This is a genomic window from Methylobacterium sp. Leaf100, assembly GCF_001422845.1.
Classification (GTDB): Bacteria; Pseudomonadota; Alphaproteobacteria; order Rhizobiales; family Beijerinckiaceae; genus Methylobacterium.
Genome location: NZ_LMMW01000017.1, coordinates 1 through 19,620, shown reverse-complemented (window position 1 = coordinate 19,620; position 19,620 = coordinate 1). Strand labels below are relative to the sequence as shown.

The 19,620-nt window shown below is 71.6% G+C and carries 22 protein-coding genes; 10 read left to right on the top strand and 12 right to left on the bottom strand.

The genetic code is table 11. The features are described 5' to 3' along the window. Nucleotides 1–52 precede the first annotated feature (52 nt). The 7 genes from ASF25_RS11935 to pdxH form a co-directional block, all read right to left on the bottom strand. The gene (locus ASF25_RS11935) at nucleotides 53–490 is read right to left on the bottom strand and encodes an EamA family transporter (protein WP_056174898.1); all 438 of its coding nucleotides are present in this window, start codon (nucleotides 488–490) and stop codon (nucleotides 53–55) included. Nucleotides 491–562: 72 nt separating this feature from the next. After that, a complete protein-coding gene (locus tag ASF25_RS11930) occupies nucleotides 563–817 on the bottom strand; it encodes a hypothetical protein (RefSeq protein ID WP_056174896.1) in 255 nt (84 codons plus the stop codon). 157 nt (nucleotides 818–974) lie between these two features. Next, nucleotides 975–1,436, bottom strand: a complete 462-nt coding sequence (locus ASF25_RS11925) for a TIGR02301 family protein (RefSeq protein WP_056174893.1) — start codon at nucleotides 1,434–1,436, stop codon at nucleotides 975–977. Continuing rightward, nucleotides 1,433–1,927, bottom strand: a complete 495-nt coding sequence (locus ASF25_RS11920; protein ID WP_056174891.1) for an NUDIX hydrolase — start codon at nucleotides 1,925–1,927, stop codon at nucleotides 1,433–1,435. The genes ASF25_RS11925 and ASF25_RS11920 overlap by 4 nt, the downstream gene beginning before the upstream one ends. 10 nt (nucleotides 1,928–1,937) lie before the next feature. After that, a complete protein-coding gene (locus ASF25_RS11915; protein ID WP_056304880.1) occupies nucleotides 1,938–3,038 on the bottom strand; it encodes a hypothetical protein in 1,101 nt (366 codons plus the stop codon). Then, nucleotides 3,031–3,753 (bottom strand): SDR family oxidoreductase, encoded by a 723-nt coding sequence (locus tag ASF25_RS11910; RefSeq protein ID WP_056095925.1) that lies wholly within the window; start codon nucleotides 3,751–3,753, stop codon nucleotides 3,031–3,033. Before ASF25_RS11910 ends, ASF25_RS11915 begins: the two co-directional genes overlap by 8 nt. Nucleotides 3,754–3,942: 189 nt before the next feature. Next, nucleotides 3,943–4,578 carry a pyridoxamine 5'-phosphate oxidase gene (pdxH, locus tag ASF25_RS11905; protein ID WP_082502646.1) on the bottom strand — a complete coding sequence of 212 codons (636 nt, stop codon included), beginning with the start codon at nucleotides 4,576–4,578 and terminating at the stop codon, nucleotides 3,943–3,945. 224 nt (nucleotides 4,579–4,802) lie between these two features. On the opposite strand from pdxH, the gene ASF25_RS11900 reads away from it, so the two are divergent. The 3 genes from ASF25_RS11900 (at nucleotide 4,803) to fabI (ending at nucleotide 7,414) form a co-directional block, all read left to right on the top strand. Continuing rightward, nucleotides 4,803–5,222: an RT0821/Lpp0805 family surface protein gene (locus ASF25_RS11900; protein ID WP_244473001.1), complete on the top strand. Its 420-nt coding sequence runs from the start codon at nucleotides 4,803–4,805 to the stop codon at nucleotides 5,220–5,222. A gap of 208 nt (nucleotides 5,223–5,430) precedes the next feature. Continuing rightward, on the top strand, nucleotides 5,431–6,375 hold the full coding sequence (locus ASF25_RS11895) for a DnaJ C-terminal domain-containing protein (protein ID WP_056304878.1): 945 nt from the start codon (nucleotides 5,431–5,433) through the stop codon (nucleotides 6,373–6,375). A 181-nt stretch (nucleotides 6,376–6,556) separates the two neighbouring features. Then, complete coding sequence (gene fabI, locus ASF25_RS11890; protein ID WP_056174885.1) at nucleotides 6,557–7,414, top strand: enoyl-ACP reductase FabI; 858 nt, start codon at nucleotides 6,557–6,559, stop codon at nucleotides 7,412–7,414. Between the two features lie 10 nt (nucleotides 7,415–7,424). On the opposite strand, the gene ASF25_RS11885 is transcribed toward fabI, so the two are convergent. The 4 genes from ASF25_RS11885 to ASF25_RS11870 form a co-directional block, all read right to left on the bottom strand. After that, nucleotides 7,425–7,877 carry a MarR family transcriptional regulator gene (locus ASF25_RS11885; protein ID WP_056304876.1) on the bottom strand — a complete coding sequence of 151 codons (453 nt, stop codon included), beginning with the start codon at nucleotides 7,875–7,877 and terminating at the stop codon, nucleotides 7,425–7,427. After that, nucleotides 7,865–8,179: a putative quinol monooxygenase gene (locus tag ASF25_RS11880; RefSeq protein ID WP_056174880.1), complete on the bottom strand. Its 315-nt coding sequence runs from the start codon at nucleotides 8,177–8,179 to the stop codon at nucleotides 7,865–7,867. The genes ASF25_RS11885 and ASF25_RS11880 overlap by 13 nt, the downstream gene beginning before the upstream one ends. A gap of 86 nt (nucleotides 8,180–8,265) precedes the next feature. Further along, nucleotides 8,266–8,454 (bottom strand): 3-alpha domain-containing protein, encoded by a 189-nt coding sequence (locus ASF25_RS11875; RefSeq protein ID WP_056304874.1) that lies wholly within the window; start codon nucleotides 8,452–8,454, stop codon nucleotides 8,266–8,268. 82 nt (nucleotides 8,455–8,536) lie between these two features. Then, the gene (locus ASF25_RS11870; RefSeq protein WP_156368957.1) at nucleotides 8,537–9,487 is read right to left on the bottom strand and encodes a polyphosphate kinase 2 family protein; all 951 of its coding nucleotides are present in this window, start codon (nucleotides 9,485–9,487) and stop codon (nucleotides 8,537–8,539) included. Between the two features lie 182 nt (nucleotides 9,488–9,669). Between ASF25_RS11870 and ASF25_RS11865 the strand changes: the two genes are divergently transcribed. Both ASF25_RS11865 and ASF25_RS11860 read left to right on the top strand, forming a co-directional pair. Beyond that, nucleotides 9,670–10,260, top strand: coding sequence for a histidine phosphatase family protein (locus tag ASF25_RS11865; RefSeq protein ID WP_056174875.1), 591 nt, complete (start codon nucleotides 9,670–9,672; stop codon nucleotides 10,258–10,260). Between the two features lie 203 nt (nucleotides 10,261–10,463). Next, a complete protein-coding gene (locus ASF25_RS11860; protein ID WP_082502642.1) occupies nucleotides 10,464–14,588 on the top strand; it encodes a Pls/PosA family non-ribosomal peptide synthetase in 4,125 nt (1,374 codons plus the stop codon). Between the two features lie 134 nt (nucleotides 14,589–14,722). Here the strand turns inward: ASF25_RS11860 and ASF25_RS11855 are convergent, their stop codons facing one another. Next, nucleotides 14,723–16,063: a dihydroorotase gene (locus tag ASF25_RS11855; RefSeq protein ID WP_056174873.1), complete on the bottom strand. Its 1,341-nt coding sequence runs from the start codon at nucleotides 16,061–16,063 to the stop codon at nucleotides 14,723–14,725. Between the two features lie 87 nt (nucleotides 16,064–16,150). On the opposite strand from ASF25_RS11855, the gene ASF25_RS11850 reads away from it, so the two are divergent. From ASF25_RS11850 to ASF25_RS11830, 5 genes are all read left to right on the top strand, one after another. After that, complete coding sequence (locus ASF25_RS11850) at nucleotides 16,151–17,014, top strand: folate-binding protein YgfZ (RefSeq protein ID WP_056304872.1); 864 nt, start codon at nucleotides 16,151–16,153, stop codon at nucleotides 17,012–17,014. 83 nt (nucleotides 17,015–17,097) lie between these two features. Continuing rightward, nucleotides 17,098–17,742 carry a DNA-3-methyladenine glycosylase I gene (locus ASF25_RS11845; RefSeq protein WP_056175102.1) on the top strand — a complete coding sequence of 215 codons (645 nt, stop codon included), beginning with the start codon at nucleotides 17,098–17,100 and terminating at the stop codon, nucleotides 17,740–17,742. A gap of 23 nt (nucleotides 17,743–17,765) precedes the next feature. Continuing rightward, entirely contained in the window at nucleotides 17,766–18,341 is a 576-nt protein-coding gene (locus tag ASF25_RS11840) for an HD family hydrolase (RefSeq protein ID WP_056304887.1), read from the top strand. Beyond that, entirely contained in the window at nucleotides 18,341–18,853 is a 513-nt protein-coding gene (locus tag ASF25_RS11835) for a hypothetical protein (RefSeq protein WP_056304870.1), read from the top strand. Before ASF25_RS11840 ends, ASF25_RS11835 begins: the two co-directional genes overlap by 1 nt. 213 nt (nucleotides 18,854–19,066) lie before the next feature. Further along, nucleotides 19,067–19,372, top strand: coding sequence for an exodeoxyribonuclease VII small subunit (locus ASF25_RS11830; protein WP_056174868.1), 306 nt, complete (start codon nucleotides 19,067–19,069; stop codon nucleotides 19,370–19,372). Nucleotides 19,373–19,620 lie beyond the last annotated feature (248 nt).

The window sequence follows — 19,620 nt, the reverse complement described above, 5'->3', positions numbered from 1 at the left end:
GACTCGCCGCAACCGGACTTGCCGCGTTCCCCTTCCCTCACGGGGAGGGGGTCTAGCCCCGGTAAGCCACCAGCACGGCCCCCGTGGCGATGAACGCCACCCCGAGCCAGTTCGCCGGGGACAGCCGCTCGCCGAGGAAGACAGCCCCGAAGATCGCCACCAGCACCACGCTCAGCTTGTCGACGGGTGCGACACGGCCGGCTTCGCCGAGTTTGAGAGCGCGAAAGTAGCAGATCCACGAGCCCCCGGTGGCGAGGCCCGACAGGACCAGAAACACGTAGGTCCGGCCCGACACCGACCCGAAGGGCTGCCACTGCCCGGTGCCAACGAGAATGGCACCGAGCGCGCAGAGAATGACGATGGTCCGGATGAAGGTGGCGAAATCAGAATTGACGTTGGCGATCCCCACCTTCGCGAAGATCGCGGTCAGGGCCGCGAAGGCGGCCGAGAGCAGCGCCCAGAACGGCCAGGACCCGAGCAGGGATTTCACGGAGCGACGCCCGCCGAGAACCGATCCCAGTCATCAGGAAGGGCAACACCCAGTAGAGTCGTCACAGTCCCCTCAATGCTGGGGAGCCGTGGTGAAGGCGCCGCCGCGGATCCGGTCCGGGAAGCCCTCGGCGTAGCGGGCGGTCGCCTCCTCGCCGTAGGTCATCACCAGCTCCTGGAACGCCGCGAACAGGGCGGCTTGCGCCATGCAGTCGCCGTCGAGGCCGTCGAGACAGCCTTCGGCGAAGGCCTCCGACACGTAGCCGAGCGCGGCGCGCTTGCTGTCGATATCCGCCTCGAAGGGCGCTTGGGCTGATTCAGCGTGCATGGCCACAGCATCGTTGGCGCCGAAGAAACGCTCGGCACGTTGGGATGATGATAGGGCGCACGGCCGGGCCCGCAAAGCCAGGAATTGCGAAGCGGTTAACGCCGGCGCTCGAATTGCGCGGATTCAGCCTTGCCCGCGCGGGTGTGGCCCAGCCGCATCATCCCCCGAACCGGCTCGCCAGGGCATGCGACAGACGCTCGCCCTCGGTCACGAACCGGGTGGCCGCCTCCTGCGCCGACGGGGTGCAGACCCGGTAGGTCAGGGCGTAGCCGCGATAGCCCCGGTTGTAGGCGCCGGCGAGGCGATCGCGCCGCCCGGGGGTCACGCCCTCGGCTTCCAGCAGCGCCTTCATCCGCACGGGCCACTGGCCCGCATCGGGGGCGGTGCAGAGCTCGCGCAGGAACGCCAGCGCCCCGACGATCTCGGAAAGCCGCATCAGGTCGCGGTCGTAGGGCGCCGGCGGCGGCTCGGGGGCGGGGGCCGGCTCCTTCTCGGCCGGCCTGTCGCTCCGGGGGGCGGCGCGGGCGGCGCCCCCCCGCCCCTGCTGGGCCTCGGCCCCCGGAATCGTCGCCAGAATCAGGCAGAGGGCGAGAGCGGCAACCGGTCCGGGCTTCGTCACGCGGCGGGTGTCCCGGGCAGTTCGGATATTCCACACCCGGCGACCCGGGCGAACGCGGCCGCCACGGTGCCGTCGAGGCCGGGCGTGGTGTCGAGGCCGGCGAGGTCGGCCAGGGTCGCCCAGCGCACGGCGAGCGCCTCGGGCCCCGGCGCCGGTTCGCCACCGGTCCACAGGGCGGCGTGGGGATGGACGACGTAATGGTGGCGGGTCCGGCCGTCCTCGGCCCGCAGGATGATCTCCGTCGGGGCCAGCACACCCACCACCGCGGCCGTGAGGCCGACCTCTTCGCGGAGCTCCCGCAGGGCGGCGTCGGCGAGCGCCTCGCCGGCCTCGACCAGGCCGCCCGGCAGGGTCCAGACGCCGCGCATGGGCGCGTTCGCCCGGGCGGCGACGAGCACCCGGTCGCCCCGGATCACCGCGATGGAGGCGCCGACGAAGGGCCGCGTCGGGAACAGGCGCGTGGCGTCGTCGGGCGATGCCGGTTCACTCATGGACGACAGCTCACGGATTGGGGTTCACCACGGCGATGCGCCCGTCGGCGAGGCCAACGAGGAGGCGGGCGGCCGCCCCGGCCCCGAGGGTGGCGACGCCGAAGGCGGCGGGCGCCGGCAGGGGCGCGCGGGCGCGCTCCGTGATGGCGCCCTTCAGGGACACGATCGCGAGGGCCGAGCGGTCGGCCACCGGCACGGCGAGGTCCACGGCCCCGTCGCGGGGAAGGAGCGCCGCCAGATCGGGACCGCCCTCGCCCGGTGCCGCGGCGTCGTAGCCGGGTGCCGACAGAAGGGGCCGCAGGGCGCCGCCCTCGTAGGCCCACAGCCGCAGCCGCGCGGTTCCGTCGGCCGAGCCCGTCGCGGCGACCTGCATCCGGCCGGTGCCGGAGAAATCCGCGACGCCCGCCACCTGGAGCGGCCTGCCGGGCTCGGCGGGGCTGCGCGCCCGCACGCTCCAGCCGGACTCGGCGGGCTCGACGACCATCAGCGAGGACCCGTCCTCGGTCTCGCCCACCGCCAGGATGGCGGGGCGGCCGTCGAAGGCCGCGATGCGCGGCGCGCGCGGGGCGAAGGCGGGATCGGGCGCGGGCCGGACCGTCGCGGTGGCGACGGGCACGGCCTTCGGCTCCGCACTCATGGGAACGGCCTTCCGCTCGCGGATCACGAGCGCGCCCGCGCCCAGCCGGCCGCGCACCGTCACGGGCTCGGCGAGATGGGCCGAGAGGGCGCCGGACAGCGCCCGGCGGGACCCGGGAAGCGCCCCGCGCGGGGTCTCGGCGGCGGCCAGCCCCTCGACGGCCTCGCGGCCGAGGAGCGTCGCGGTGACGTGCCCGTCGACGAGGGCGAGGACCGCGCCCCCCGCCTCTCCCCAGACCACGGCGATGGGCCCCCCCTCCGCCGCCGCGCCCGTCCCGCCCGGCTTCGGCCGCGCCAGGGGGAGGAGGCCGGAGGTCGCCACCGCGATCGCGACCTCGCTGCCGGGACCGCGCAGGGCGCTCGCCGAGAACGGCAGGTCGAGAATCGTGACGGCCGGTTCGGCGGCGGCCGGGAGCGGAAGGGCGACGAGCAGCAGGGCAGCGAGGCGCGCGGGCGACCGCCCCCGTTCAGACATGCTGGCCGCCGTTGATGTGCAGCTCGGCGCCGTTCACGTAGGACGAGGCCTCGGTGCACAGGAAGTAGATCGCCTTGGCCACCTCGTCGGGGGTGCCGAGACGGCGCTGCGGGATGCCGGCGACGATCTTGTCCGTGCCGGGCGACAGGATGGCGGTGTCGATCTCGCCCGGCGAGATCGCGTTGACCCGCACCCCGAGGGGTCCGAAATCGCTCGCCATCTCGCGGGTGAGGCCGGCGAGCGCCGCCTTCGAGGTACCGTAGGCGGCGCCCGCGAAGGGATGGACGCGGGACCCCGCGATGGAGGTGACGTTGACGATGGAGCCCTTGGCCCGGGTCAGCTCCTCGCACAGGCCGCGCGCGAGCAGGAGCGGCGCGAACACGTTGACCTGAAACACCTTGCGCCAGTCGCCGAACTCCGTGGCGATGGCGCCGAGGCGCTCGCCGTTGGCGCCTTTGGGCGAAATTCCCGCGTTGTTGACGAGGGCGTGGAGCAGGCCGCCCTCGTCGGCGAGGCGTCCGGCCACTTCCCGGATCCCCCGCATGGTGTCCTCGGGATCGGCCAGATCGACCTGGAGGTGATCCTCCGGCCCCATTTCCCACGGGCAGTTCTCGGGAAACGCGTGGCGCGAGCAGGTGATCACCCGCCAGCCGGCCGCCGAGAAGCGCTTGACGGTGGCGTGGCCGATGCCGCGGCTGGCCCCCGTGAGCAGCATGACGCGGCGGCGTTCGTTGGAGGATGTGGCCAAGACCGTTCCTTCGGGATCGGGAGGCAGTCAACGAAAGAGCACCCGCCGCACCGGCCTCAAGGTCTAAGCGCCGCCGGTCCTAAAATCCAGGGTCCATCCCGCGCCGCACCAAGCGGCGGCGCCCGCCCTCGGGGATCGTGCCCCAACCCCATCGGGTCACGGATAGAGCCGGGCCCCCGCCCAGCCATCGCCGGCACGCGTGAACCGCACCCGGTCGTGCAGGCGGAACGGGCCGTCCTGCCAGAACTCGATCGAGACCGGCGCGACCCGAAAACCGATCCAGTTCTCCGGGCGCGGCACCGGACCGTCCTCGAACCGGGCGGCGAGGGTCGCCACCTCCGCCTCCAGGGTGGCCCGGTCGGCGAGCGGCCGCGATTGCCGGCTGGCATGGGCGCCGATGCGGCTGTCACGGGCCCGGCTGGCGAAATACGCGTCGGCCTCCTCGGGGGTCACATGGGACACGGGGCCGCGGGCGCGGATCTGCCGGCGCAGGCTCTTCCAATGCAGCACCAGGGCGGCCTGGGGGTTCTGCGCCAGTTCCTCGCCCTTGGCCGAGTCGGTGTTGGTGTAGAACACGAACCCGCGCGCATCGACGCCCTTCAGGAGAACCATCCGCACGTCGGGCAGGCCGTCCGAGCCGGCGGTGGCCAGCGCCATGGCGTTGGCGTCGTTGGGCTCCGACGCCTCCGCTTGCGCCATCCAGGCGGCGAACAGGGCCCAGGGATCCGTCGCGCGGGTGAAGTCGTTCGACGGGGCGAGGTCATCGATCCTTAACCGATCCAAGGCGAACATCCTGGCTAACGTGAGATCCGGGTCGGGGGGCACCGACGTGGGGCGCGGTTGGCCATCGGTCCTCTCCCGTCGTGAGATCAAGTGTAATGCGTCGGTGCGACTTTAGGACGAAAGGGGCGGCGGCCAAGGTCCCCGCCGCGGGTTTTTCGCGACGGACCACGGCTTGCGGCGGAACGCACCGCCCTTCCCGCGCGGCGTCGCATGCCTGGCGCGCCCTCGCCGCCCTGGTGTTCCTGCCCCTGTCGGGCTGCGGCCTGCCGATCATCACCTTCCAGACAGAGACCGTCGCGGAAGCCGCCCTGCCGCCGGAACCGACGAGCACCGGCAGCATCGCGCGTCCGCCCGAAAGCTTCGGCCGCGACCTCGGGGCCGAGGATTGGCGCCGGGCGCACGCGGCCCTGTCGGTGGCCCTCGATCCGCAGGGCAACGGCCGCCCGGTGAAGTGGGACAACCCCGAGACCAGCCTGCGCGGCTCGGTCAATCCGACGGGCCTGCCCTACGTGTCCAACGATCAGGTCTGCCGCGACTTCCTCGCCTCGGTGATCGCGCCCGGACGGAGCCGGTTCCTGCGCGGCACCGGCTGCAAGCCCTCGGGGGGCGAGTGGGCCCTGAAGCGCGTGCGCGGCACCAAGACGGCGATCTGACGCCGGCAACACGGCCTGACACTGGCGGCCTGACACCGGAAGGAACCGCCCGGGAAACGGCGCCCGCGATGGTGCGCCGGCGAAATCTCCGGGCCTCGCGTTGCGAACCGGCCGCGAACCGTCCACATCAGGCGCGATGAATCCGAGGCAGCGAAACCGCCGGCTCCCCACGGCCAAGCTCCTCACGGCACCGAGACAGTGTTGACCGATGCGCAATCCCTACGACGTCCTGGGTGTGCCCAAGGGTGCCAGCGAAGCCGACATCAAGAAGGCTTACCGCAAGCTCGCCAAGGCCTACCACCCCGACCGCAACGCCGGCGACGCCAAGGCCAAGGACCGCTTCGCCGAGGCGAATTCGGCCTACGAGATCCTGGGCGACGCGGGGAAACGCGGGCAGTTCGACCGGGGCGAGATCGACGGTGACGGCAAGCCTCGCGCGAGCGGGTTCGAGGGGTTCGGGGGCTTCGGCGGCGGCGGTGGACGGGCCGGCGGGTTCGGCTTCGAGAACGCGGCCCGGGGGCGCGGCGCCGGCGGCCCCGGCGGCGGAGGGCCTGGGGGCATGGGCGACGACATCTTCTCGCACCTGTTCGGCGAAGCGTTCCGCGCCGGGGCCGGTGGGGCCGGCGCCGGGCAGCGCGAGCCGGCCAAGGGCGAGGACGTGGCGGCCGAACTCGCCGTGACCCTCGAGCAGGTGGCGAGCGAGGAGAAGCTGCGCCTGTCCCTGCCGGGCGGGCGCGACGTCGACGTGGTGGTGCCGCGCGGCGTGATCGACGGCCAGGTGATCCGCCTGCGCGGCCTCGGATCGCCGGGCGGGCGCGGCGCGCCGGGCGACGCGCTGCTCACCATCCGCATCCTGCCGCATGCCCGCTTCACCCCGGACGGGGCGGATCTGCGCGCCTCCGTCGAGGTGCCCCTGGAGGACGCGGTCCTGGGCGGCCCGATCCGGGTGCCGACCCTGACGGGCGCCGTCGAGATGCGGATCCCCGCCATGACGAGTTCGGGCCGGACCTTCCGGCTCAAGGGCAAGGGTCTGCCGAAGAAGGACGGGACGCGGGGCGACCTCTTCGCCACCACCGCCGTCGCCCTGCCGAGTGCCGAGGACACGGCGCTCACGGATTACGCCAAGGCCCGGCGCGCCGCCCGGGTCGGCTGAGACGCCGCACGTCGCACGCGGAATCCGGCACGGAAAACCCGGACTTCCGTCACCGGCATGCCTCCGCTAAGAGTGCGCGCGGCGCATGCCGTTATAGAGAGTGCGCGCGGCGCGTCCGTCCGTCCGATCCCTCCGGCCGGGCCTCGGCATGCCCGGCGACGCTTCTGGCTCAGGTGACTTCATGGCGGACACGAACCCGGTTCACGATCACGTCGGTGGCCTGCACGTCGGCGGCCTTCTCGCCGGCAAGCGCGGGCTGGTGCTCGGTGTCGCCAACAACCGCTCCATCGCCTGGGGCATCGCGAAATCCGCCGCCGCCCACGGGGCCAAGCTCGCCTTCACCTACCAGGGCGACGCCCTGAAGAAGCGCGTCGAGCCCCTGGCCCGCGAACTCGACGCCCACGTGGTCGGCCATTGCGACGTCACCGATCCGGCCTCCATCGACGCGGTGTTCGCCGCCACGGCCGAGGTGTTTCCCGAAGGCCTCGATTTCGTCGTCCACTGCATCGCCTTCTCGGACAAGGACGAGCTGACGGGCCGCTACCTCGAGACCTCGGAGGCGAACTTCACGAAATCGCTCCTGATCTCCTGCTACTCGTTCACGGCGGTGGCCCAGCGCGCCGAGAAGCTGATGCCGAACGGCGGCTCGCTCCTCACCCTGACCTATTACGGCGCCGAGAAGTGGATGCCGCACTACAACGTCATGGGGGTGGCCAAGGCCGCGCTCGAAGCCTCCGTGCGGTATCTGGCCGCCGACCTCGGCCCCTCGAAGATCCGCGTCAACGCCATCTCGGCCGGCCCGATCAAGACGCTCGCCGCCTCCGGCATCGGCGACTTCCGCTACATCCTCAAGTGGAACGAGTACAACGCCCCCTTGCGCCGCACGGTGACCATCGACGAGGTCGGCGAGACCGCCGCCTACCTCGTCTCGGACATGAGCCGGGGCATGACCGGCGAGATCCTCCACGTCGACGCCGGCTACCACGTGGTCGGCATGAAGAACCCCGAGGCGCCGGACCTCAGCCTCGACAAGGATTGAGGCCGGGCGGTCACGCGGTCCCGTCGCCCTCGCGCGCCATGAAATCGGCGATGAGGGCGAAGTAGCCGGGCAGGAGGTCGGCGAGCACCGCGCGCCCGGCCGGCGTCAGGGTGATGCGCTTGGCCCTGCCGTCCCCCGGAACCGGAGCGCTGCCGAGCAGGCCCGCCCGCGTCATGGCCTTGACGGTTTCGGTCACGACGGGACGTGAGATGTCGAGCCGGTCGGCGATTTCACGGCCCATGAGTCCCCCTTGCCCGGGCTCCCGATCGATGACGATCAGGATGAGGAAGCGGGTCTGCGACAGCGTGTGGGCGGTGAAGTACGCCTCCAGCGCGCGCATCAACAGGCTTGCGCGCCGCAGGAGCCGAAGCGCCTCGGCGACGGGCCCGGCATCCATGCCCGGGTAGCGGTCAGAGTAGCTCTGAAGCATCGCCCGCGTGGGCAGCTCCTTCAGGAAGAACATGCGCCCTCCCCGATCGCGCGCAACCGCGTGATCGCGACCGGCTCGGACAGCCACGTCCGATACCGCTCGAACACGGCGCGCGTATAGGGTTGGGCATGGTGAGCGGCGAGGGCCGCCTCGTCGTCCCAGACCTCGTAGAGGTAGAGCGGCCCGTCGCCGTCCCGGTCGTCGTGCAGAGTGAAGCGGCGGCAGCCCGGTTCGGACCGTGTGACCGTCAGGATCGCCAGGACTGCGGCACGGGCGGCGGCGCGATGTTCGGGCTTGGGCGTGATCCGGGCAAAAAGCACCAATGGGTCCGGCATGACGAGCCTCCATTTAGTTAGGATGCTAATCACTAGGCCGACCTGCCCTTACCGGCAAGGCCGGGCGTCCCGGGCGCGCGTGCGGCTCACCCCTCACCGCTCAGGCGTGGGGTCCAATCCTCCACGGCGCTCCGCTCCAGGCGCCGGGCGGCGAGGCTCCGCCAGGAGGTCGACAGGGTCTCGAGGGCGGCGATCTCCGCGAGCGTCGCCCGGTTAGCACCGCCTCGATCGCGATCCTCATGGACTCCGGGGTCCTGGGTTTCTCGCGGGATCATGCGAAAAGATCACCTCGACACCGGCGTCGCAGCCGAGTTCCAGAAGGACGGGACGCCCCCGACAGGACACGCGGTGCGCCCCTCAATCCGGCACGGTCATCCCGGCCACGCCCGGTCGCGCGTCCGGGACGCGTGGGTCCATCGCCTCCAGGGTATCGGCGATGGTGCGGGCGACGAGGAGGTTGCGGAACCACTTGCGGTTGGCCGGGACCACGTGCCACGGCGCGTCCGGCGTCGAGCACTGCCTCAGCGCATCCGCGAAGGCGGCCTGGTAGGCGTCCCAGGACCGGCGCTCCACGAGGTCGGCGGCGTCGAACTTCCAGTGCTTCTCCGGGGTGGCGATGCGGGCCTCCAGGCGCTCCTTTTGCTCGGCCTTCGAGATGTGGAGGAAGAACTTCAGGATCGTGGTGCCCTCGGCGGTGAGCATCCGCTCGAAATCGTTGATCTGGCCGTAGCGCGCCCGCCAGACCGGCTCGGGGACGAGGCCCTTCACCCGCACCACCAGCACGTCCTCGTAATGGCTGCGGTTGAACACGCCGATCATGCCGCGGCCCGGCGTCTTGGCATGGTAGCGCCACAGGAAGTCGTGGGCGGCCTCCTCGGCGCTCGGCACCTTGAACGGCCACACCCGGCAGCCCTGCGGGTTCACGCCCTCGAACACCGCCCGGATGGTGCCGTCCTTGCCGCCGGTGTCGATGGCCTGGAACACCACCAGCAGGCTGCGCCTGTGCTCGGCGTAGAGCCGTTCCTGCAGGGACACGATGCGGGCGCGCTCCACGGCCAGCGCCTGCTTGGCCGCCGCCTTGTCGAGGCCGCCATCGGCGTTCGCGTCGACGGCGGAGAGATCGAAGGCGGATCCTTCCAAGGCTCGCCCCGGCGCCACGGTGACGATTCCGGGGGTGGCGTCAGCACGGGAGGCCTTGTGCGGCTTGCGGGAACCGCCCTCCTCCGCCACCGTTCCCCCGGGCTTTCCCCGGGCTCCCGACTTCGCACCGGACTTGCCGGATTCCGGCTTGATGGGCTTGTGCGGCATATGGAAATTCGTCCGCTGACGATCGAGGCGCGCAGGATCTTGAAACCGACCAAGACCTCGAAACCAGCCGAGCCCCTGGAACCGACAACGATCCGCAAGCGCGGCCGTTCCGATGCGCGTCGCGCGGCAGCCGACAAGCGCCGCCCGGCAGATGGGAAGCAGCGCGCGGTGGGGCGTGCCTCATGACCCCGACCCTCTACGTCGTCCGCCACGGTCAGACCGACTGGAACGCGGAAGGCCGTCTCCAGGGCCAGCGCGACATCGCCCTCAACGCCGAGGGCCTCCGCCAGGCCGACGAAGCGGCCGGGCGCCTGGCGCAGGCGGCGGGCGCGGATCTCCCCCGTCTCGACTTCGTCGCGAGCCCCCTGGCCCGCACCCGCAGCACCATGGAGGCCGTGCGCGCCCGCCTCGACCTCGCGCCCGAGGCCTACCGCACCGACGCACGCCTGAAGGAGATCAGCTTCGGCACGTGGGAAGGCTCGACCTGGGCCGAGATCCGGCGTCGGGACATGGCCCGGGCCCTGGCGCGCGACCGCAACCGCTGGGGTTACCGGCCGCCGGGCGAGGGCGGGGAGAGCTACGCCATGCTGGTCGAACGGGTCGCCCCCGCCCTCGCCGCCCTCGAGGGGCCGGCCTGCATCGTCGCCCATGGCGGCGTCGCCCGCGCGATCCTGGTGATCCGGGGCTGCCTCGGCATCCGCGAGGCGCCGCGCATGGGCATCCGCCAGGGCGGCGTCCTGGTCATCGAGGGCGCGACTTGGCGTTGGGCGTGATGGCGCTGGGCGTGATCCGTATTCCGGCCCGGTCCTGCGGGCGGATCGGGTCTCTCACGTCCGGTCAAACGTGCTAAGGCACCGCCGAACTTCGGGCGTTGCCGCGATTCCGGCGTGATCCGAGCGCCTTACCCGGCCAGAACGAAGCGCATCCGAGGCTCGCCGCAGGCAGCGGGCCCGAGGATCCGGCAGCGGAGCAGTGGATGACCAGTCTCGCCGAGACAGCCCGGCCCCTGGCGGATGGGCCCACGCGCCAGTCGGTCCTGTCCGGGCAGGAGACCCCGCGCGGCCAGGCGAGCCTAACCGGAAAGGCGGTCCTGCGCGGCGAGGCACGCCCCGACCTCATCCGCGACGAGGTCCTGGGCGAGATTTTTTCCGCCAGCGCCGCCGCCCGCCCCGATCATCCGGCCCTCGTCGACGGGGCGCTCAGCGACGCCGACGGCGCCCACCCGGCCCTCACCTACGCGGAGGTCGAAGCGCGGGCCGGCGCCATCGCCCGGGGGCTGGCGCATCGCGGCATCGGCCCCGGCGACGTCGTCGGCCTGTGGATGGCGCGGGGTCCCGACCTCCTCGTGGCCCAGATCGGCATCACCCTGTCGGGCGCCGCCTGGCTGCCCTTCGACGCCGAGGCCCCGGCCGACCGCGTCGCCGTGTGCCTCGCGGACGCCGCCGCCAAGGCGCTCCTCGTCTCTCCGGCCCTGGCGTCCCAGGCCCCCGACGCCGCACCCGCCCTCACCGTGGACGCCCTGCTGGCGGGAACGCCGGCGGATGCGCCCCGACCCGACCCGCGTGCGCTGGGGCTGACGCCCCAGCACCCGGCCTACCTGATCTACACCTCGGGCTCGACGGGCGTGCCGAAGGGCATCGCGATCAGCCACGCCAACATCTGCCATTTCCTGCGGTCCGGAAACGCCCTCTACGGCATGCGGCCCGACGACGTGGTGTTCCAGGGCGCAAGCGTCGCCTTCGATCTCTCCATGGAGGAGATCTGGGTCCCCTATCTCGTCGGCGCGACCCTGTTCGTGGCCTCGCCGGCCATGATGGGCGACGTCGAGGCCCTGCCGGGCATCCTCGCCCGCGCCCGCGTCACGGTGCTCGACACGGTGCCGACCCTGCTCGCCATGATCGCTGAGGACCTGCCCACGGTGCGGCTGGTGCTTCTCGGCGGCGAGGCCCTGCCCGAACCCCTGGTGGCCCGCTGGGCGACGGACGGCCGCGCCCTGTTCAACACCTACGGGCCGACGGAGGCGACGGTGGTCGCCACCGCGGCGCAGATGCGGGCCGGCACGCCCGTCACCATCGGCGGCCCGATCCCGAACTATTCGGTGTACGTCGCCGGCGAGACCCTCGAACTTCTCGAACCCGGCCAACCCGGCGAGCTCCTCATCGGAGGCCCCGGCGTCGCGGGGGGCTATCTCAAGCGCCCCGAGCTGACGGCGGAGAAGTTCATCGCCAACCCCTACCCCTCCGACGGGACCGACCCGGTCCTCTATCGCTCGGGCGATGCGGTCTCCGTTGACGCGGCCGGCAACATCCTGTTCCACGGCCGCATCGACGATCAGGTGAAGATCCGCGGCTTCCGGGTCGAGCTCGGCGAGATCGAATCGCGCATCCAGGTGCTGCCCGGCATCAACCAGGCGGCGGTGGTCCTGCGCCAGGACGACGGCGTCGACCGCCTCGTCGCCTTCCTGGTGCCCGAGCGCGGCATCGAGATCGACAAGGCCGCCCTGCGGCAGACCCTCGCCGGACAGATGCCGCCCTACATGGTGCCGGGGCATTTCGAGGTGGCCGAGGTGCTGCCGCGCCTGACCTCCGGCAAGGTCGACCGCAAGGCCCTGCGGGCGGCGACGCTGACGGTCGCCGACGTCTCGGGCGAGCAGGAGCCCCCGCGCAACGAGACCGAGGCGGCGCTCCTGGCGGCCGCCAACCAGGTGTTCGGCAACCAGGCGATCCCGTTCGAGGGCGACTTCTTCACCGATCTCGGCGGCCATTCGCTGCTGGCCGCCCGCTTCGTCGGCGCCGTGCGCGAGGCGCCGGCGCTCGCCGCCATCACCCTGCAGGACGTCTACGGCCGGCGCACCCTGCGGAGCATGGCCGACGCCCTCATCGAACGCACCGGCGGGGCCGGGGCGCAGATGGCGGTGCGGGACCTCAGCTTCGCCCCGCCCTCGTTCCGGCGGCGCTTCCTCTGCGGCCTCGCCCAGGCCGCCGCCCTGCCCTTCGTCATCGCGCTGGCCACCTCGCAATGGCTCGGCATCTTCGTGACCTACCTGCTGCTCACGGGCGGCGGGCTCGGCTTCTTCGGCGAACTCGTCGTGCTGCTGCTGGTCTATATCGGCATCAACGCCGTCACCGCCGCCATCGCGGTGGCGGCGAAATGGCTGATTCTCGGGCGGACCAAGCCCGGGCGCTACCCGCTCTGGGGCGTGTACTATTACCGCTGGTGGCTGGCGCAGCGCCTGACGCCCCTGGTGCACATCAAGTGGCTCCAGGGCTCGCCGGCCATCGTGTTCTACCTACGCCTGCTCGGCGCGAAGGTCGGCGACGACACCCTCATCTCCGACGCGGAGATCGGTGCCCCCGACCTCGTCTCCATCGGCCCCGGCGCCTCCCTCGGCGGGCGCCTCGTCATCGCCAACGCCGAGGTGGTGGGCGACACCCTCATCATCGGCCGGGTCACCATCGGGGCCGATGTCGCCATCGGCGCCTCCTGCGTCATCGGCCCCGACACGACCATCGGCGACCATGCCGAGATCGGCGACCTCACCACGATTCCCACCGGCACCGTGGTGGGCCGGGCCGAGATCTGGGACGGCTCGCCGGGCCGCCGCGTCGGCACCGCCGACCCCACGCTGCTGCCGGAGCCCGCCACGGCCTCGCCGCAGCGGCGCCTCGCCTTCGGGGTGCTCTACACCTTCCTGCTGGCGGCGATCCCCGCCATCGGCCTGTTGCCGATCTTCCCGGCCTTCTACATCTTCGACCAGCTCAGCGACTCGCTGTCCGACCTGACGGACATCGACTACCACTGGTACCTGCCGCTGCTGACCTGGCCCACCGCCATGCTGATGACGGCCGGCACGGTGTTCCTCATCGCCGGCATCCGCTGGGCGATCCTGCCTCGTGTCTCGTCCGGCACCCACTCGATCCACAGCGGGTTCTACCTGCGCAAGTGGACGGTGGCGCTCGCCGCCGAGGTCACCCTCGAAACCCTCTCGTCGCTGTTCGCCACGGTCTACATGCGGGCGTGGTACCGGCTCATGGGCGCCCGCATGGGCCAGGGCGCCGAGATCTCGACCAACCTCGGCGGCCGCTACGATCTGGCCGATATCGGCGCGCGCAACTTCGTCGCCGACGAGGTGGTGTTCGGCGAGGAAGAGATCCGGCGCGGCTGGATGCACCTGCACGAGGTCCATACCGGCGCCCGCGTCTTCGTCGGCAACGACGCCGTGGTGCCGCCGGGCGCCGTGATCCCCGACGACGTGCTCATCGGCATCAAGTCGAAGCCGCCGGCCAACGATCTCATGGCGCCGGGCGACACCTGGTTCGGCTCGCCGCCGATCAAGCTGCCGGCGCGCCAGCGCGTCGATCTCGGCTCCGACCTCCAGACCTACGAGCCCGGCCTCGGTCCCAAGCTCCGGCGCGGCATCTTCGAGGCGTTCTCGACCTCGTTCTCGCCGATGCTGTTCATCACCCTCGCGATCACCGCCATCGACTGGTACTTCTACCCCGCCATCCTGGCCCAGGACTGGACCGGCCTCGCCGTCTCCTTCGTGGCGGTCAGCGTCGCCATCGCGTTCATCCAGTCCTTCACCGTCATCGCGGTGAAGTGGCTGCTCATGGGGGTCTACAAGCCCGGCATGCAGCCGATGTGGTCGTGGTGGGCCATGCGGACGGAGGCCGTCGCGGTGCTGTACTGGGGGCTCGCCGGCAAGGTCCTGCTCGAGCACCTCGTCGGCACGCCGTTCCTGCCCTGGATGCTGCGGCTGCTCGGCGTGAAGGTGGGCAAGGGCGTGTGCATGCTCACCACCGACATCACCGAGTTCGACTGCGTCACCATCGGCGACTACGCCACCATCAACCGCACCTCGGCCCTGCAGACCCACCTCTACGAGGACCGCATCATGAAGGTCGGCCGGGTGGTCGTCGGCGAGGGCGTGTCGGTGGGCGCGTTCTCGACGGTGCTGTACGACACCAAGGTCGGCGCCTATGCCCGCCTGCGCCCCCTCACCATCGTGATGAAGGGCGAGTCGATCCCGCCCCATTCCGAATGGGAAGGCGCCCCGGCGGTGCCGGTGGTGCATGCCGCGGCGAAACAGAACGCAGCCTGAGGGTCGGGCCTCAGGTTCTTGAGCGAAACGCCCGCGTGCATCCCCTCTCCCCGCCTGCGGGGAGAGGGGATGCACGCCCACCGTAAGAAACCTCAGACATCCCGGTCACTTGGGCCGCGTGAGGGACGGCGGACTCACCCCCGCGCCGCCAGCGTCTCCTCGAACACCACGGCCTCGCCCCGCGACGGAGCGGTGAGTTCGCCCTGCCACATCACGGGGGCGCCCCGCACGACGGTGCCCACGGGCCAGCCCGTCACCGTGACGCCGTCATAGGGCGTCCAGCCGCATTTCGAGGCGATCCAGGCGTTGCGGATGGTCTCGCGGCGCTTCAGATCGACCACGGTGACGTCGGCGTCGTAGCCCACCGAAAGCCGCCCCTTGCGAGCGATCCCGAACAGGCGCTTGGGGCCGGCACTGGTGAGATCGACGAAGCGCGCCAGCGACAGGCGCCCGGCGGCCACGTGGTCGAGCATGATCGGCACCAGGGTCTGGACCCCGGTCATGCCGGAGGGCGAGGCCGGATAGGGTTTCGCCTTCTCCGACAGGAGATGCGGCGCGTGGTCGGAGCCGAGCACGTCGGCCACCCCCTGGGACAGCCCGTGCCAGATGCCGTCGCGGTGCGACGCGTCGCGCACGGGCGGGTTCATCTGCACCAGGGTGCCGAGCCGCGCATAGGCCTCCCCCCCGTCGAGGGTGAGGTGATGCGGCGTCACCTCGCAGGTGGCGACGTCCTTGGCTTGCCCCAAGAACACCATCTCTTCCCGGGTCGAGATATGCAGGATGTGGATACGCGCCCCCGTGGCGCGGGCGATGCGCACGAGGCGCTCCGTCGCCTTGAGCGCCGCTTCGGGCGAGCGCCAGACCGGGTGCGAGGACGGGTCGCCCGGCACCTGCCGATCCACCTGCGCCCGCAGCATCGGCTCGTCCTCGGCGTGGAAGGCGGCGCGGCGACGGGTGCGTTTCAGGATCTCGGTGACGCCGGCATCGTCCTCCACCAGCAGGGAGCCCGTGGAGGAACCGACGAACACCTTGATGCCCGCCGCCCCCGGCAGGCACTCCAGCTCGGCGACCTGGTGGGCGTTCTCGTGGGTGCCGCCGACCCAGAACGCGAAGTCGCAATGCATCCGGTGATGCGCCCGCGCGACCTTGTCGGCCAGCGCTTCGGCGCTGGTGGTGAGCGGATTGGTGTTGGGCATCTCGAACACCGCCGTGACGCCGCCCATCACCGCCGCGCGCGAGCCCGATTCCAGATCCTCCTTGTGGTCGAGGCCCGGCTCGCGAAAATGCACCTGGCTGTCGATGACGCCCGGCAGGAGGTGCAGGCCGGTGCAGTCGCGCCGCTCCGTGGCGTCGGCCCGCGACAGGTCGCCCAGCGCCGCGATGCGCCCCGCCCGGATACCGAGATCGGCCCGGTGTTCGCCGTCCTGATTCACGATCGTGCCGCCGGAGAGCACGAGGTCGAAGGGCTGGTCCATCAGGGGGCTCCACATTGAGACGCGGGTGCCGGCGGCTTATGTCAGGCGCCAGTGGCGTGCAACGCCACGGGAATTTCCGGAGCCCTCATGCCCATCGCCCTCCTGCCCGACCGCGCCGTCGTCACCTGCACGGGCGAGGACGCTGCGGGCCTGCTCCAGGGCGTCGTCACCTGCAACGTCGAGACCCTGGAGCCCGGCGAGGCGCGCCTCGGCGCCCTGCTCACCCCCCAGGGCAAGGTGCTGTTCGATTTCCTCATCTCCCGGATCGACGTCCCGGGGGCGGATGGCGGGTTCCGCCTCGACACCGACGCCGCCCGCGCGCCCGACCTCCTCAAGCGCCTCACCCTCTACCGCCTGCGCGCCAAGGCGGCCCTGGCCCTCGACCCGACGCTCGGCGTCGCCGCCGCCTGGGGCGGTTCGGACACCGCCATCCACACCGATCCGGTGCGGGACGGCCGCCTCGAAGGCCTCGGCAACCGCCTCTACGCGGCGCAGGGCGCCTTCTCGGCCGACGCCACGGAGGCCGATTACCACGCCCACCGCATCGCCCTCGGCATCCCGGAGGGCGGGCGCGACTTCGCCTTCGCGGACGCGTTCCCGCACGAGGCGCTCATGGACCAGCTCGGCGGCGTCGATTTCAAGAAGGGTTGCTACGTCGGCCAGGAGGTGGTGTCGCGCATGCAGCACCGGGGCACAGCCCGCACCCGCCTCGTGCCGGTGGTCGCCCTCGAAGGCACCCTGGAGAGCGGGGCCGAGGTGACCTCCGGCGCACGCAGCCTCGGCACCGTCGGCAGCGTCGCGGGCGGGCGCGGCCTCGCGATGCTGCGCCTCGACCGGCTCGCCGACGCGCACGCGACGGGCGAGCCCCTGCGGGCGGGCGCCGCGCGCCTCGGCGCCGAGAAGCCGTCGTTCGCCACCTTCGCGTTCCCGGAGACGGTGCAGGCCGGCTGAACTGGGAAAGACCGGCAGAACCAAGGAAGACCGGTTGACCGGAAGCGGTTTGTTCCTGCCCCGTTCTCCGGTTATGAGTGGCCATGCTGTCCGACGAATCCGGCCTGATCCACCATCCCGACGGATGTCCCCGCTGCTGGTGGGCCGGCGACGATCCCGTCTACGTCGCCTACCACGACACCGAATGGGGCGTGCCCGAACACGACGGCCGGGCGCTCTACGAGAAACTCATCCTCGACGGGTTCCAGGCCGGCCTGTCCTGGATCACGGTTCTGCGCCGACGCGAGGGTTTTCGACGCGCGTTCGCGGGCTTCGATCCGGTCGCCATCGCGCGCTTCACCGAGGACGACGTCGCGCGGCTGATGCAGGATACCGGCATCATCCGCAACCGGGCCAAGATCGTCGGCACCATCGCGGGGGCGAAGGCCTTCCTCGCCCTCGAGGAGAGCGGCCCCGGCTTCGCGGCGTTCCTGTGGGACTTCGTCGACGGCACGCCGATCCAGGGCACGGCCACGGCGCGGGCCGGCATCGCCACGGAGACGGAGGTGTCGCGGCGGATGGCCAAAGCCCTGAAGGCACGGGGCTTCGCGTTCTGCGGCCCGACCATCGTCCACGCCTTCATGCAGGCGGTGGGGATGGTGAACGACCACCTCGTCGGCTGCCACCGCCACGCCCCCTGCGCCGCCCTCGGTCGGCCCGGGAACCAGACGTCGAAGGGCACCGCGTGAGCCCGCCGCGCGCCTGGCAGCGCATGCTCTCGGGCCGGCGCCTCGACCTCCTCGACCCGTCGCCCGACGACATCGAGATCGCCGACATCGCCCACGGCCTCGCCCGCGTCGCCCGCTGGAACGGCCAGACGGCCGGGCCGCAAGTGTTCTCCGTGGCCCAGCATTCCCTGCTGGTGGAGGCCATCGGCGCTGGCCTCGTGCCCGGCCTCGCCCCGGCCCGGCGCCTCGAACTCCTCCTGCACGACGCGCCCGAATACGTGATCGGCGACATCATCTCGCCGTTCAAGGCGGCGATCGGCGATTCCTACAAGGCGGTGGAACGGCGTCTCCTCGCCGCCATCCGGGCCCGCTTCGGCCTGCCGGAGCCGTCCCCCGAGGAGGCTCGGCTGGTGAAGTGCGCCGACGGAATTGCCGCCTATTGGGAGGCGGTCCGGCTCGCTGGCTTCGACCGTGCGGAAGCCGCCGCCGTCTTCGGCGAGCCGGGCCCCCTCACCGCCGAGGCCGAGGCCCTGATCGAGCCGTGGCCGACCGCCCTGGCCCAGAGTCGCTTCCTCGCCCGTTTCCTCGATCGCTCCCAAGCCCCGACGCCGGACACCTGATGCCGACCCTCCACGTCTGCCCCCTGTCGCGCCTGCCCGAAACCCTGGCGGAGACGGGCGCGCGCCGCCTCATGACCCTCATGAAGGCCGGCACCGCCATTGCCCGGCCCGAATCCATCGCCGAGGGTGGGCATTGCGTCGTCGAGGTCAGCGACATCGCCGCGGCGATGGACGGCCATGTCCTGGCCGACGAGGGCCATATCGGCCGCATCCTCGACTTCGTCGCCGCCTGGGACCGGGCCGACCCCCTGGTGATCCACTGCTACGCCGGTATCAGCCGCTCCACCGCCGCCGCCTACATCGCCGCCTGCGCCCTGGCGCCGAAGCGCGACGAGGGGGAGGTCGCCGACGCCCTGCGGGCGGCCGCCCCGAGCGCGACGCCCAACCCGCATTTCGTGGCCATCGCCGACCGGATGCTCGGCCGCGAAGGGCGCATGAGCGCCGCCATCGCCCGGATCGGACGCGGTGCCGACGCGTTCGAAGGCACCCCCTTCACCCTCACGCTGACGTGAGAGCGGCGCATCCCGACAGATGGGCGCACCGGATTTGATGTTATCGTACAGTCTCTTGGGGCCTTTTTCGCAACCAATGTCTCAGCCCGGAGGGTGTGGCCGAAACGACGCCCCGGCGGGCGAATCGGCCTGCGCGCGCGTTGTCCTCAGGCCCGTGGGGTTGTCGAGCGGACGGGGCCGGGCTTAGACCGGCACGATGAAGGGTAGACTGGAATGACTTCAGCGCGCTCCGCCGCACCGGCGTCGATCGATGCTGGCGCCGATGCCGACGCCGGGCAGGATCTGTCCGCGATACGGGATCTGCCGTTCGAACAGGCCCTCGAACAGCTCGAAGGCATCGTCCGCAGCCTGGAGAAGGGCGACGTGCCCCTCGACGAATCCGTGGCGATCTACGAGCGCGGCGAGGCGCTCAAGCGCCATTGCGACGCGCTGCTGCAGCGGGCCGAGGCGCGCATCCAGAAGATCACCCTCGGTGCCGACGGCAAGGCCGCCGGCACGGCGCCCCTCGACGTGGACTAGCCATGCGTTCGGGGCGCGGACCGGGATGTCTGCCGGCGACGAACGAAGCCCGCGGCTTCATTGGGCCGTGTCGAAATCATCAAGCGCCGCAAGCCTTTGCGCGCATATCTTTCCTCCGGGCGTGAGGTCTGTTCGGTGTCACAGCAAAACTCGATTCTAGACGGTCTCGACGAGACGTCCGCGCTGCGTCGGCTTCCCGAGAGCGATCTGCCTGCGGTGGCCGAGGCGGTGCGGGCCGAGATGATCGA

Coding starts and splice junctions, on each gene's coding strand:
- ASF25_RS11880 (WP_056174880.1), bottom strand. CDS start 8,179: ATGCCGGACCCATTGGTGCTTTTTGCCCGGATCACGCCCAAGCCCGAA.
- ASF25_RS11835 (WP_056304870.1), top strand. CDS start 18,341: ATGCCGACCCTCCACGTCTGCCCCCTGTCGCGCCTGCCCGAAACCCTG.
- ASF25_RS11850 (WP_056304872.1), top strand. CDS start 16,151: ATGCCCATCGCCCTCCTGCCCGACCGCGCCGTCGTCACCTGCACGGGC.
- ASF25_RS11920 (WP_056174891.1), bottom strand. CDS start 1,927: ATGAGTGAACCGGCATCGCCCGACGACGCCACGCGCCTGTTCCCGACG.
- ASF25_RS11930 (WP_056174896.1), bottom strand. CDS start 817: ATGCACGCTGAATCAGCCCAAGCGCCCTTCGAGGCGGATATCGACAGC.
- ASF25_RS11845 (WP_056175102.1), top strand. CDS start 17,098: ATGCTGTCCGACGAATCCGGCCTGATCCACCATCCCGACGGATGTCCC.
- ASF25_RS11840 (WP_056304887.1), top strand. CDS start 17,766: ATGCTCTCGGGCCGGCGCCTCGACCTCCTCGACCCGTCGCCCGACGAC.
- ASF25_RS11830 (WP_056174868.1), top strand. CDS start 19,067: ATGACTTCAGCGCGCTCCGCCGCACCGGCGTCGATCGATGCTGGCGCC.
- ASF25_RS11860 (WP_082502642.1), top strand. CDS start 10,464: ATGACCAGTCTCGCCGAGACAGCCCGGCCCCTGGCGGATGGGCCCACG.
- pdxH (WP_082502646.1), bottom strand. CDS start 4,578: ATGTTCGCCTTGGATCGGTTAAGGATCGATGACCTCGCCCCGTCGAAC.
- ASF25_RS11865 (WP_056174875.1), top strand. CDS start 9,670: ATGACCCCGACCCTCTACGTCGTCCGCCACGGTCAGACCGACTGGAAC.
- ASF25_RS11915 (WP_056304880.1), bottom strand. CDS start 3,038: ATGTCTGAACGGGGGCGGTCGCCCGCGCGCCTCGCTGCCCTGCTGCTC.
- ASF25_RS11885 (WP_056304876.1), bottom strand. CDS start 7,877: ATGTTCTTCCTGAAGGAGCTGCCCACGCGGGCGATGCTTCAGAGCTAC.
- ASF25_RS11895 (WP_056304878.1), top strand. CDS start 5,431: ATGCGCAATCCCTACGACGTCCTGGGTGTGCCCAAGGGTGCCAGCGAA.
- ASF25_RS11870 (WP_156368957.1), bottom strand. CDS start 9,487: ATGCCGCACAAGCCCATCAAGCCGGAATCCGGCAAGTCCGGTGCGAAG.
- ASF25_RS11855 (WP_056174873.1), bottom strand. CDS start 16,063: ATGGACCAGCCCTTCGACCTCGTGCTCTCCGGCGGCACGATCGTGAAT.
- ASF25_RS11875 (WP_056304874.1), bottom strand. CDS start 8,454: ATGATCCCGCGAGAAACCCAGGACCCCGGAGTCCATGAGGATCGCGAT.
- fabI (WP_056174885.1), top strand. CDS start 6,557: ATGGCGGACACGAACCCGGTTCACGATCACGTCGGTGGCCTGCACGTC.
- ASF25_RS11910 (WP_056095925.1), bottom strand. CDS start 3,753: ATGCTGCTCACGGGGGCCAGCCGCGGCATCGGCCACGCCACCGTCAAG.